This window comes from Frigoribacterium sp. NBH87, from assembly GCF_014217665.1.
In the GTDB taxonomy this organism is placed as follows: Bacteria; Actinomycetota; Actinomycetes; order Actinomycetales; family Microbacteriaceae; genus Frigoribacterium; species Frigoribacterium endophyticum.
This window is the reverse complement of the sequence record NZ_CP043650.1, coordinates 2,432,177-2,444,892: the sequence shown is the minus strand read 5'-3', so window position 1 is coordinate 2,444,892 and position 12,716 is coordinate 2,432,177. Positions and strand designations below refer to the sequence as shown.

General features: G+C 75.0%; 10 protein-coding genes. 4 read left to right on the top strand and 6 right to left on the bottom strand.

Features of this window, described 5'->3' with window-relative positions; all coding sequences use genetic code 11:
- The first annotated feature begins 142 nt into the window (after positions 1-142).
- Positions 143-1,972, top strand: coding sequence for a serine/threonine-protein kinase (locus F1C15_RS11375; RefSeq protein WP_185231248.1), 1,830 nt, complete (start codon positions 143-145; stop codon positions 1,970-1,972).
- A 20-nt stretch (positions 1,973-1,992) separates the two neighbouring features.
- Here the strand turns inward: F1C15_RS11375 and F1C15_RS11370 are convergent, their stop codons facing one another.
- Positions 1,993-3,024: a glycoside hydrolase family 6 protein gene (locus F1C15_RS11370; protein ID WP_185231246.1), complete on the bottom strand. Its 1,032-nt coding sequence runs from the start codon at positions 3,022-3,024 to the stop codon at positions 1,993-1,995.
- A 370-nt stretch (positions 3,025-3,394) separates the two neighbouring features.
- Here F1C15_RS11370 and F1C15_RS11365 point away from each other — a divergent pair, with 370 nt between their 5' ends.
- Entirely contained in the window at positions 3,395-4,780 is a 1,386-nt protein-coding gene (locus tag F1C15_RS11365; protein WP_185231244.1) for an AAA family ATPase, read from the top strand.
- Positions 4,773-6,776 carry a VWA domain-containing protein gene (locus tag F1C15_RS11360; RefSeq protein WP_056052082.1) on the top strand — a complete coding sequence of 668 codons (2,004 nt, stop codon included), beginning with the start codon at positions 4,773-4,775 and terminating at the stop codon, positions 6,774-6,776. The genes F1C15_RS11365 and F1C15_RS11360 overlap by 8 nt, the downstream gene beginning before the upstream one ends.
- Before the next feature lie 14 nt (positions 6,777-6,790).
- On the opposite strand, the gene F1C15_RS11355 is transcribed toward F1C15_RS11360, so the two are convergent.
- From F1C15_RS11355 to F1C15_RS11335, 5 genes are all read right to left on the bottom strand, one after another.
- Positions 6,791-7,573: an SCO1664 family protein gene (locus tag F1C15_RS11355; protein ID WP_185234299.1), complete on the bottom strand. Its 783-nt coding sequence runs from the start codon at positions 7,571-7,573 to the stop codon at positions 6,791-6,793.
- Between the two features lie 33 nt (positions 7,574-7,606).
- The gene (locus tag F1C15_RS11350; protein ID WP_185231242.1) at positions 7,607-8,272 is read right to left on the bottom strand and encodes a DUF3090 domain-containing protein; all 666 of its coding nucleotides are present in this window, start codon (positions 8,270-8,272) and stop codon (positions 7,607-7,609) included.
- Between the two features lie 105 nt (positions 8,273-8,377).
- A complete protein-coding gene (locus tag F1C15_RS11345) occupies positions 8,378-9,064 on the bottom strand; it encodes an MSMEG_4193 family putative phosphomutase (RefSeq protein ID WP_185231240.1) in 687 nt (228 codons plus the stop codon).
- Between the two features lie 52 nt (positions 9,065-9,116).
- Positions 9,117-10,673: a sodium:proton antiporter gene (locus F1C15_RS11340; RefSeq protein ID WP_185231238.1), complete on the bottom strand. Its 1,557-nt coding sequence runs from the start codon at positions 10,671-10,673 to the stop codon at positions 9,117-9,119.
- 186 nt (positions 10,674-10,859) lie between these two features.
- Positions 10,860-11,570: an NYN domain-containing protein gene (locus F1C15_RS11335; RefSeq protein WP_185231236.1), complete on the bottom strand. Its 711-nt coding sequence runs from the start codon at positions 11,568-11,570 to the stop codon at positions 10,860-10,862.
- Between the two features lie 91 nt (positions 11,571-11,661).
- On the opposite strand from F1C15_RS11335, the gene arfB reads away from it, so the two are divergent.
- Positions 11,662-12,084, top strand: a complete 423-nt coding sequence (gene arfB, locus F1C15_RS11330; protein WP_185231234.1) for an alternative ribosome rescue aminoacyl-tRNA hydrolase ArfB — start codon at positions 11,662-11,664, stop codon at positions 12,082-12,084.
- The last annotated feature ends 632 nt before the right edge of the window (positions 12,085-12,716 follow it).

The following is a 12,716-nucleotide window of genomic DNA, read 5'->3' as shown; positions in this document are numbered from 1 at the left end:
CAGCCCCTCACTGGGGGTGCCGCACCGCGGAGGCCGACCCCGTCGACGAGAGGCGGCCGACGGCCCTGCGCCGGTCCGCCCGGACGCACGCGGGAGCCGGGGCCCCGCCTAGAGTGGGGAGTCGACCTGCCGGAGGGACGACATGGGCGACGACCGCAGCCGTGACCTGAGCGGAGCCCTCCTGGGCGACCGCTACCGACTCGACGGCGTCCTCGGGCGCGGGGGCATGGCCACCGTGTACCGCGCCGTCGACACGGCTCTCCGGCGCCCGGTGGCGCTGAAGCTGCTCGCGCCGAACAGCGGCGACGCCGACGACCTGCGGCGGGCGCACTCCGAGATCGACCTGCTCGCCTCGCTCGAGCACCACGCCCTCGTGACCCTCTACGACGCCGACGTCGCGGTCGTCGACGGCGACGAGCGCCCCTACCTCGTCATGCAGCTCGTCGACGGCCCCACGCTCGACCGGCGCCTGCACGACGGCCCCGTCGCGGGCGACGAGGTGCAGCGCATGGCCGCCGACCTCGCCGAGGCCCTCCACGTCGTCCACTCCGCCGGCATCGTGCACCGCGACCTCAAGCCGGGCAACGTGCTGCTGGCGCCGTCGCCCGTCCCGGGCCAGGAGTTCCGCGCGCTGCTCGCCGACTTCGGCATCGCCCAGCTCAGCGGGGCCACCCGCCTCACGGCGCCGGGCTCCGTGCTCGGCACCGCCGCCTACCTCAGCCCGGAGCAGGCCCTCGGCGGCGAGGTCGGCACGGCCTCCGACATCTGGTCCCTCGGCCTCGTGCTGCTCGAGGTCGTCACGGGCCGCCGTGAGTTCCCGGGCACGCTGATGGAGTCGCTGAGCGCGCGCCTCAGCCGCGACCCGGTCGTGCCGGCGTCGGTCGGCGCCGACTGGCAGGCCCTGCTCACCGCGATGACGGCCCGCGACCCCGCGGCCCGCCCGACCGCCCTCGACGTGCTGCGGGAGGCGCGCGGTGCGGCCGCGCCCGTCGTGGCCACGGGAGCGGGTGCCGGAGGCGCGGTGGCGGCCCCCGGGGCGACCGGCGACGGGCGCGGGGCCGGCGCCGCTGCCGTGGCGGGCCTCGCCGCCGGGGCCGGCCTCGCCGCGGGGGCCGGTCTCGCCGCGGGTGCCGGCGCCGCAGCCGCGGCCACCGGAGCAGGAGCCGGCGCAGGAGCCGGCGCCGGCGCCCGCGCCGACCAGCCGACCGGCGCGATGCCCGCCGGCGACGCCCCCACCGCCCGCTTCCCCGTCGGGGACTCCCCGACGGCCCGTCTCGACCCCGCGGCCGGGGCCGGCGACGCCCCGACTCGGGCGCTGCCGTCGGACGACGCCCCCACGCGACGCTTCGCGCCTGCCGGATCGGCCGGGGTCGCCGCGGGGGCCGGGGCCGCCGGGGCCGCGACCTCACCGCTCGGGTCGACCCGCGCCTCCTCGGGGGCCGCGCGCAGCAGCGGCGACGACGAGCGACCGGGCCGCCGTCGCGTGCTGGTCGGCGTGGTCGTCGCCGTCGTGCTGCTCGCCGTGCTGGCCGCCGTGGCCCTCGCCCTCGGGGCAGGGCGTGGGAGCGACCCCGCCGGTGACCCGACCGCCCCGGTCGAGACGACCGAGACCAGCCCGGAGCCGAGCGTCGCCCCGACCGAGGAGGCTCCCGCCGAGGAGTCGCCGAGCACGGAGCCCACCGTCGCCCCGGCCCCCGCGCCGGAGACGACGGCGCCCGCCCCGTCGGAGGAGGAGCCGGACGAGGACGAGAACGAGCCCGACGAGGACGAGGGCGGGCCCGGGCAGGCGACGCCGCCGTCGGGCACCGTGCCCGGCCAGGGCACCGGCACCGGCAACGGCAACGGCAACGGCAACGGCAACGGCAAGCCCACCGGCGCCGGCGCCGCCGTTCCCGGAGTCGACGCCACGGTCGTCACCGGCCCCGGCAACGGGAAGGACAAGGGGAAGGGCCCCGGCACCGCGACCGACTGAGCCCGCGCGCCCCGCGCCTCCTACTTCCTGTTCGCGATCAGGGCGACCGCGTACGCCGGGTACCACTGCCCCGCCGGCGGGCCGCCGTTGCAGGGGCCGTCGCTCGCTCCCGGCGTCTTGACCCAGAGCAGGGCGTCGAGTCCGGTGGTGCCGCCCGTCACGCGCGGGGTCTGGCCGAGGCCCGCCCCGGGGGCGTTGCACCAGGTGCCCTTCCAGCCCCGCCCGTTGCGCGACACGTCGATGACGTAGTGGGTGCCGCCGAGCGCCGCCGACACCTTGTCGGCGTAGGCCCGCTCCGGGTCGACGCCGTAGTAGTTCGCGACGTTGGTGAAGAAGCCCCGGGCGCGGTCGACGCCCGCCGCCTTCAGCCGGGCGGCCATCTCGGTGGGCGGGACCCAGTTCGAGTTGCCGCCGTCGAGGTAGGCGGGCACGCCCGCGTCGGCCAGGGCCGCGACGGCGGCGGCGAGGGTCGCGGTCCGGGTCGTGGTCGTCTCGGGGCAGGAGCCGAGGTGGCCGAGCGAGTCGGGCTCGACGAGCACGACGGCGCGGTGGCCACGGAGGGTGTCGGCGACGAGCTGGTTCCAGCGCAGGTAGCCGGCGTCGTCGACCGCCCCGCCGCCCGACCAGCCGCCGCAGTCGCGACCGGGGATCTCGTACGTGACGAAGACGGGCGTGCGCCCCTTCGCCTCGGCGGCGGCGAGCGTGCGCTGCACGACCTTGACGAGCATGGCGTCGTCGTACCAGCTGCCGAGCCAGGTGGCGATCGACTGGTCGGCGATCGTCCGGGCCGCGGCGGCCTCCGTGGTGCGGCCAGCAGCCTGCAGCTGCGCGGCCGCCGTCGCGGCGGCGCCGGTCGGGTCGACGTAGAGGCCGCCGCGGTAGACGGTGCCGGCCGAGGCCGTGCGGATGGTGGCGGTGGTGACGGTCGCGGACGACGCGGCGGTCGCCGCGGACGCGGGGTCGGCGGGGGAGGCGGTGGGCACGGCGACGAGGCCGGTCGCGAGCGCGACGACGGCCCCGAGCACCACGCCCCGGCGGGCGAGGGAGGTCACGGGGTGGGTTCCGTTCGGTGGGGAGGGCGGCGGGGCGGAGCACCCGTCGACCAGGCGGCGGACGCGGGTGACGCCGACCTGGTGCCGTCAGTGCAGCACGGGCCCCCGTGCGCCTCAAGCCCCCGTGCGGTGCCGGCGCCGCCCGTCTTCGGGGGTGGGGGCACGCCCGTCGTCCCCCCTCCGGCCGACCCGGCCCGCGCCTCCTGGGGGCTCGCCGTCGGAGCCGTGGGAGTCGCGGGCGCGGTGGCTGCGCATCTCCCGACCCCGGGCTGGCAGCGGGCCTCCCGCTCCCTGGGTGCGGGCTACGAGCCGGCACGGCGCCCGCCCCGGGCCCTGGTGGACGTCGGTGGTCAGGCGTACCGTCGCTCGCGTGACACGACCCACGACGACGACCGTCGGCGAGCTGCGAGCCTCCGGGCACCGGCTGCGACCGCTCCGCACCGAGATCCGCGACAACCTGCTCTCCGCCCTGCGCGAGGGCCGAGACCCCTGGCCCGGGCTGCACGGGCTCGAGACCACCGTGCTGCCCCAGCTCGAGCGGGCGCTGCTCGCCGGGCACGACGTGGTGCTGCTCGGCGAGCGGGGCCAGGGCAAGACGCGCCTGCTGCGCACCCTGGCGGGCCTGCTCGACGAGTGGTCGCCGGTGATCCAGGGCTCCGAGCTCGGCGAGCACCCGTTCGAGCCGATCACGACCGAGAGCGTCCGCCGGGCGGCCGAGCTCGGCGACGACCTGCCGGTCGCCTGGCGCGGGCGCGACGAGCGCTACGTCGAGAAGCTCGCGACGCCCGACACGAGCGTCGCCGACCTCATCGGCGACGTCGACCCGATGAAGGTGGCCGAGGGCCGTAGCCTCGGCGACCCCGAGACGATCCACTTCGGGCTCATCCCCCGCGGTCACCGCGGCATCGTCGCCGTCAACGAGCTCCCCGACCTGGCCGAGCGCATCCAGGTCGCGATGCTCAACGTGATGGAGGAGCGCGACATCCAGATCCGCGGCTACGTGCTGCGGCTCCCGCTCGACGTGCTCGTGGTCGCGAGCGCGAACCCGGAGGACTACACGAACCGCGGCCGCATCATCACGCCCCTGAAAGACCGGTTCGGGGCCGAGATCCGCACCCACTACCCGATCGAGCTCGACGACGAGATCGCGGTGATCCGGCAGGAGGCCGACCTCGTGGCGGAGGTGCCCGACGTGCTCGTCGAGGTGCTCGCCCGCTTCACGCGCGCCCTCCGCGACTCGCCCTCCGTCGACCAGCGCAGCGGCGTCAGCGCTCGCTTCGCGATCGCCGGGGCCGAGACGATCGCCGCGGCCGCGCTGCACCGCGCGACGCGCCAGGGCGAGCCCGAGGCCGTGGCCCGGCCGATCGACCTCGAGACGGCCGTCGACGTGCTCGGCGGCAAGATCGAGTTCGAGTCGGGCGAGGAGGGGCGAGAAGACGAGATCCTCGACCACCTGCTGCGGACCGCCACGGCCGAGGCCGTGCGCGCGCACCTGCGGGGCGTCGACCTCGACCTGCTGGTCGACGCGCTCGAGGCGGGCCGCATGGTCACGACCGGCGAGCAGGTGACGGCGCGCGACTTCCTCGCCGGGCTGCCCTCGCTCGGCGAGTCCGACCTCTACGACCGGGTCGCGGAGCGTCTCGGCGCCACCAGCGACGGGCAGCGTGCGGGGGCCATCGAGCTTGCGCTCGAGGGCCTCTGGCTGGCCCGCCGGGTCAGCAAAGAGGCGGGCGACGGGCAGGCCGTCTATGGCTAGGGCGAACAGGAGGCTCGGGCGCGGCTCGAGCTACCGGAGGTTCGACGGCGGGCCCGACCCCCTGGCCCCGCCGGTCGACCTGCGCGAGGCCCTCGACGCGGTCGGCGAGGACGTCATGGCGGGGCGGTCGCCCGAGGCGGCGCTGCGCGAGTTCCTGCGCCGCGGCGGCAGCGACGGTCGCGGTCTCGACGACCTCGCCCGCCGCGTCGCCGAGCGACGCCGGGAGCTGACGCGGGGCACCGACCTCGACGGCACGCTGCGCGAGGTCGCGGCGCTGCTCGAGCGGGCGGTGCTCGACGAGCGCCGCCAGCTCGCGCGCGACGTCGAGCTCGACGACGGCGACCGCGCGCTGGCCGAGCTGCAGCTCGACAGCCTGCCCCCGTCGCCCGCCGCCGCCGTCGCAGAGCTGGCGGGCTACCGCTGGCAGAGCAGGCAGGCCCAGGCCGACTACGACGCCATCCGCGACCTGCTCGGCCGTGAGCTGCTCGACCAGCGCTTCGCCGGCATGAAGCAGGCGCTCGAGGGCGCCACCGACGCCGACCGTGCCGCGACGACGCAGATGCTCGCCGACCTCACCGACCTCCTCGAGGCCCACCGGCGGGGCGACGACGTCGCGCAGCAGTTCGACGACTTCATGGCCGCGCACGGCGACGCGTTCCCCGAGGGGCCCGAGACCGTCGACGAGCTGATCGACGCCCTCGCGGCGCGGGCGGCCGCGGCGCAGCGGCTGCGCAACTCGCTGACCCCCGAGCAGCGCGACGAGCTCGACGCGCTCGCCCAGCAGGCCTTCGGCTCCCCCGAGCTGATGGGTCAGCTGTCGCAGCTCGACGACGTGCTCCGCGGGCTGCGCCCCGGAGAGGACTGGGGCGGCTCGGAGCAGTTCGGCGGCGGCGAGGGCATGGGCCTGGGCGACGGCACCGGCGTCTTCCAGGATCTCGCCGACCTCGACGCCCTCGCCGAGCAGCTGGCGCAGTCGGGCCCCGGCTCCCAGCTCGACGACCTCGACCTCGACGCCCTCACCCGGCAGCTGGGGCAGGAGGCGGTGGTCGACGCGCGGGCCCTCCAGCGCCTCGAGCAGGCCCTGCGCGACTCGGGCACGATGTCCCGTGCCGCCGACGGCCGCCTGCGCCTCACGCCCAAGGCGATGCGCCAGCTGGGCAAGGCGCTGCTGCGCGACATCGCCGAGACGGTCTCCGGCCGACGAGGCGCGCGTGACGTCCGCCGGGCGGGCGCGGCCGGCGAGCGGTCGGGCGCGACGCGGGAGTGGGCGTTCGGCGACACCGAGCCCTGGGACGTCACCCGGACGGTCACCAACGCCGTGACGCGCGTGGCGGGCGGCGGCGGGTCCACCCGTGACGGCGTGCGCATCGAGATCGGCGACGTCGAGGTGCAGGAGACCGAGGCCCGGACGCAGGCGTGCGTCGCCCTCCTGGTCGACACCTCGTTCTCGATGGCGATGGACGACCGGTGGGTGCCGATGAAGCGGACGGCGCTGGCGCTGCACACGCTGGTCACCAGCCGGTTCCGCGGCGACGACCTGCAGCTGATCGGCTTCGGCCGCGAGGCGCGGACGATGGAGATCGAGGAGCTCGTGGGCCTCGACGCGAAGTGGGAGAAGGGCACCAACCTCCACCACGCGCTGCTGCTCGCGAACCGCCACTTCCGGAAGCACCCCTCCGCTCAGCCCGTGCTGCTCATCGTGACCGACGGCGAGCCGACCTCCCACCTGGAGGCCGACGGCGCCACCTGGTTCGACTACCCGCCGGCGCCGCTGACGATCGCCGTCACCGTGCGCGAGCTCGACGCCTCGATGCGCCTCGGCGCGCAGACGACGATCTTCCGCCTCGGCGACGACCCCGGCCTCGCCCGGTTCGTCGACGCGATGGCACGCCGGGTCGGCGGCACGGTCGTCGCGCCGGAGGCCGACGACCTCGGCGCCGCCGTGGTCGAGTCGTACCTCGACGGGCGGCAGCCGGGCCCCGGCCGCGCGGCCTGAGCCGCACCGGGTCGCTAGAACAGCGGCCAGGGAACGGCGGAGCCGTGGCCGCGGGGCTCGGGGAAGCGACCGGACGACAGCAGGTGCTCGCACCGGGCGATCGTCGCACTGATCTCGAGCGGGGTGACGTGCTCGGCCAGCGCCTCCCCCAGGGCTCCGTCGAGGTCGGCCCGGACGCGCGCGAGCCCCTCGAGCTCGTCGGGGGCGAGCTCGTCGCCGAGCCAGCCCCAGAGCACGGTGCGGAGCTTGTGCTCGACGTGGAAGGTGAGGCCGTGGTCGACGCCGTGCCGGTGCCCGCCGGGCAGGGCCAGCACGTGGCCGCCCTTGCGGTCGGCGTTGTTGACGACGACGTCGAACACGGCCATGCGCCGGAGCGCCGCGGAGTCCTCGTGGACGAGCGTGACCGGCAGGTCGCGCTCGTCGGTGCCGTCGATGACGGGCAGCCAGCCCTCCTCGGGCACCTCGTCGCTCGAGACGAGGTCGACCGCGGACTGCTCGGGGTCGACCTCCTGCCAGAGCTGCACCATGCCCGGGCCGAGCGGCCCGTCGCGCAGCCACGTGGTCGGCACGACGCCCCAGCCGAACGCCTCGCTGACGAGGAAGGCGGAGACCTCGCGGCCCGCCAGGGTGCCGTCGGGGAAGTCCCACAGGGGGGCCTCGCCCGCGACCGGCTTGTAGACGACGGCCGTGCCGTCGATCGTGCCGACGAAGGTGTCGTTCGAGGCGATGCGCACGCGCCCCGTCAGCTCGAGGTCCCCCGACGGGACGGGCCCGGACGGGACGGGAGCACCGGGCACGGGCGCGTCCGGCTCGGGGACGGCGGTCACGGCCTACGGCCGACCGTCGGGCCGGTCGCCGTCGAAGAGGTCGTCGAGGTCGTCGGGCCCGATCTCGCCGAGGCCGGGGGCGGCCGGGCAGACGTGGCCCTCGGGGTCGATCGGCGTGCCGCAGAGCGGGCAGAGGGGGCGTCCGGCGCCGACGACCTCGTGGGTCCGGGCCGCGAACGCCCGGGCGGTGCCGACGGGGATCCTCACGCGCAGCAGCTCGGGGGCCTCCACCTCGATCTCGACCGCGGCCTCGTCGTCGTCCGCCTCGGCCGCGGCGAGGGCCGCCGAGAAGGCCTCCGACTCGTCGTCGTCGAGCTCGACGACGGGGAATGCCTCGATGACGACCTGGGCCGTGGTCGGGTCCCAGCCGAGGCTGAGCGCGCCGGTGCGGAACTCCGGCTCGACGGGCTGCTCGAGCGGCTCGTTGTCGACGAGCTCGACGGGGGTGACGGTGGGGATCGTCAGCGACGTGCCCTCCCGCGAGCTCAGCTCGTCGAGGATCTCGTCGATCTTCTCCGCGAGGGCCGCGGACTGCTGCTTCTCGAGGCCGACGCTGACGAGGCGGGCACCGTCGCGCACCTGGAGGTAGAACTCGCGCTGACCGGGCTGACCGATCGTGCCGACGACGATCCGGTCGGGCCAGTCGAATCCGTGGACGATGGTGGGCATGCCGCCCATCCTACGAGCGGCGGGCCGGCCCGGCTCAGGCTGCGTGCAGGGCGGGAGTCGCGGTGCCGGCGGGCGGGCCGGCCACCTCGTCGACGGTGCCGGTCGTCACTCGTGCCCCGCGCCTCCCCCGACGGCGGCGTCCGCCGCGGGCGCCGCCGCGCGCAGCCACGAGAGGTCGCCCGAGTCGGTGTTGGTCGCGAGGACCTCGGGGCGGCTCGTGCCGTACCGGACGATCGAGACCGACGCCGGGCCGACCGCGATGCGCTGGAAGAGGTCGAGGTGCATTCCGAGCGCGTCGGCGAGCACCGACTTGACGATGTCGCCGTGGCTGACCGCGACCCACACGGCGCCCGGGCCGTGATCCGCCTCGACGGCGGCGTCGTGGCGACGGATCGCCGCCACCGCCCGCGCCTGCATGCCCGCCATGGACTCGCCGCCGGGGAAGGTCACGGCCGAGGGCTGCCCCTGCACGGTCGCCCAGAGCGGCTCGGCGCTGAGCTCCTTCAGGGTGCGGCCCTGCCAGTCGCCGTAGTCGCACTCGGAGATGCCCTCCTCGACCGGGGTCGTCGGGCTGCCCTCCTGCCGGTCGAGGACGTACCCGGCGGTCTCGCGGCAGCGCTCGAGCGGGCTCGAGACGACGGAGACGACCGGCACGACGGCGAGCCGCTCGCCGGTGCGGACGGCCTGCTGGCGCCCGACGTCGTCGAGCAGGACGCCCGGGGTGCGCCCGGCGAGGACTCCGCTCGCGTTGGCGGTGGTGCGCCCGTGACGGACGAGGATGACGGTGGCCATGCCCCGAGCCTAGACACCGGCCGCCGAGGGCCTGGACACCGGCCGCGAGGGCCTACTCGCGGGGCCCCTCGCGGCGGCGCAGGGCGACGTCCTCGGCGTCGATGAGCTCGAGCACCTGGCGCACCGCGGTCTCCGGGTAGCGGCGCTCCCGTCGCACCGCGAGCACGGCGGCCCGCTCGGCCTCGATCATGCGACGTCGCACCCGGTCGTGCTCGAGCCGCTCGCCCGTGAGGTCGGTGAGGTCGTCGGACTCGTCGCGGCCGGCCGCCCCGACGGCCGGCTCGCCCTGCTCGTCGACCCGCGACTCCTTCGCCTCCCGCCGGGCCTCGAGGCCCGCGGCCCGGGCCTCGTCGAGGAGGCGGTCGCGGTCGGACTCCTCCTGCAGGTCGGCGGTGCGGGGCAGGCGGAGCGCCCGGATGATCGGCGGGAGGAAGAGGCCGAGCAGCAGCGAGCCGACGACGACCGCGAAGGCGAGGAACTGCAGCAGCTCGCGCTCGGGCGTCTCGGCGGGCAGGAGGAAGACGGCGGCGAGCGTGACGACGCCGCGGATGCCGGCGGCCGAGACGGCGGTGACCGTGCGCCAGTTCCACGAGCGCTCGCGCAGCGCCCGCGGCCCGTGGTCGAACAGCACCTTCGCGAGGCCGACGGCGATGAAGCGCGACGCCACCAGGACGACGAGGAGGGCGACGACGACTGCGGCGATCTGCAGCCCGTCGAGGCTCGAGCGGCGGAGGCCGCGCACGATGCCCGACAGGCTGAGCCCGATGAGCAGGAAGACCGCGTTCTCGAGCAGGAACTGGATCGTGCGCCAGTTGACCGACTCGGCGATGCGAGCCTCGGGCGACTGGATGAGCGGGGCCCGCCAGCCGAGCCAGAGCCCGGCCACGACGACGGCGAGCACGCCGCTGCCGCCGATCTCCTGCGTCGGCACGAACGCGACGAAGGGCACGACGAGCGACAGGCTCGTGTCGAGCACCGGCGAGTGGAGGAAGCGGCGGACGACCGAGAATCCGAGGCCGACCAGGAGGCCGATGCCCACGCCGAGACCGACCGCCAGGAGGAACTCGCCGCCCACCTCGATCGGGTGCACGACGCCGACGACCGCCGCGATGGCCGTGTTGAGGGCGACGAGCGCGGTGGCGTCGTTGAGGAGGCTCTCGGTCTCGAGGATGGAGAGCACGCGTCGGGGCAGGCGGGCCTTGCCGGCGACGGCCTGGACGGCGACCGCGTCGGTCGGGGCGACCACGGCGCCGAGCGCCAGCGCCGCGGCGAGGCCGACCGCGGGCACGAGGGCCCAGAGCGCGAAGCCGACGGCGGCGAGGGTGACCACGACGACCCCGACCGAGAGCACGAGGATGCTGTCGCGCCGGGCCCGGATGTCGGCGAGGGGCGTGCGGATCGCGGCCGCGAAGAGCAGCGGCGGCAGCAGCCCGTAGAGCACGGCGTCGGGCTCGATCACCACCTCGGGCACGAACGGCAGGAACGACGCGACGGCGCCGACCGTGACGAGCGCGACCGGGGCCGACCAGCCGGCCCGACCCGCGACTCCGCTCGTGGCGACGGTGACGAGCACCGCCGCGACCACCCACGCGATCGTCTCGGGGATCACCGCGTCGCCCTCGCCCCTCGTGTCGTCACCGGTGCACGGTACCGGCTCGGGGCCCCCGCCGCGACCGGCGTCGCCGCGGCCCGCCGCGCTGCGGCGGCAGTGCCGCCGTCCACCGGCGGCGTGCGCCTGGCTTGCAGGGTCTCCTCCCCGTGGCCTAGGGTCGAGACACACCCCCGGATACTTCGGTTACCGGTTAGAAGGCCCCAGGGAACTGGGGCCTTCGGACTTCCAGGACCACTTCTCAGGGCGCCGCACGACGCCGTTCGCGTCACGCATCGTGTCAGGGAACTGCGACGCCCGGAGAGCCTCCTCCGTGACGTTCGTCATGAAGTCCGGGTCGGTCTGCACGAGTTCCTTCGAGGAGCGCGCCCTCGTCATCGGGAAGATGATCCCGGTCGCGAACCCGAGCTCCTCCTTGAGCATGCGGAGCGGACCGACGAGATCGCTGTCGTTCGTGACGGCGACCTGGATGTCGGCGTGCCCGAGGAGAGCGCCGGCGACCATGCGCGACGCCAGGTTCACGTCGGACCCCTTCTCCTCGATCTTCCGGACGGACGCCGTGACGAACTTGCGGGTCTCGAGATCCACCTGCTGCGGGTGCACCGGCATGTCGCGACGGTCGTTGCGGAACTTCCCCAGGTGGATCGAGATGCGCGGGTCCGTGCGGAGGGCCCGGAGGTAGACCTGTTGACGCACCGGCGCACGGACGTCCGCGGTGAGACCGTGGCGCAGCAGCGCTGTGCAGTAGTGGATGCGGACCACGTCGTGCTCGGGCATGAGCTCTGAGAAGAGCCGGTGCAGGTCGAGCCACTTGACGCCCTGTCGCCCCTGCAGGGCACGGCGGTAGAGGTTGAAGCCGTCCACGTAGACGGACGCTGTCGGTCGCCCTGCAGTCATCCGTCCGACTGTAGGAGAACGGCGTGGGTCAGCGATGCGCCTGTGGACGGATCCGCGCCCACGGGCGCCCCCGACGTGCGAGGGTGGGGCCATGGACCTGGTCGTGTCGCGCGCGCTCACGATCCCCGCGGCGGAGCTGACCTGGCGCTTCTCGCGGTCGTCGGGGCCGGGCGGGCAGCACGTGAACACCTCCGACAGCCGAGTGCAGCTGTCGTGGGACGTCGCCCACGCCGACAGCCTGACGGATGCGCAGCGCGAGCGCCTGACGTCGCGTCTCGACGGCCGCCTGGTCGCCGGCGCCCTGACCGTCACGTCGTCCGAGCAGCGGTCGCAGCTGCGCAACCGCGAGACGGCGCTCGCGAAGCTCGCCGAGATCGTCGCCGCGGCGCTCGCCCCCGACGCCGCGCCGCGACGACCGACGCGTCGGACGCGCGGCTCCGACCGCCGTCGGCTCAGCGCCAAGGGCGAGCGCTCGGCCACCAAGCAGCAGCGCCGACGCCCCACCGACGACTAGCAGCCGCTCAGGCCGTGAGGCACCAGGTCGTCGCACGCGAACCACGCCGCGGCCTGGTTCGGGTGCGAGGACGTGGTTCGTCGTCGCCGAGGCGACGTGGTGCGGAGGGCGTGGGATTCGAACCCTGCCCAGCGGCTCAAATTCACGCGGGCCCTAATTGGGGCTGCTGCATTTACGCACGTTTGGGGCCTGTTTCAATGCCCACAGATTATTGGAAATGCGCTCGAATGTGGGCAAAGTGTGGGCACGGACTGCCCTACCTGCCGATCCGTTTGCGGCCGCGACTGCGTGCGGACTGCTGCCACGGGTCGGTTGGCCGGTCGAGGTACTCACGAACCGCACCGGGCCAGAACCGATGCTGTCTCCCCATCCTGAACGAGGGGAAAAGCGGGTCTTTCCCCAGTTCCCTCGCTTTCCACACAGAGACACCAAGCAGCTCAGCGAGCCCGGTCACATCGCTCGCTTGCTCGTTCTGCTCCATGGTCAAGCGTAGGCACAGAAAAGCCGGGAAACATATATGTCGCAGAGTTCGGGCATGTCCACGACATGGCGCTAGGAAGCGCTTGCGCTGGTTGGCATCTCTACCCAGGGGTGAGGCACGCGTCGGCACGCTCAGTTGACGAAGGGGTGCC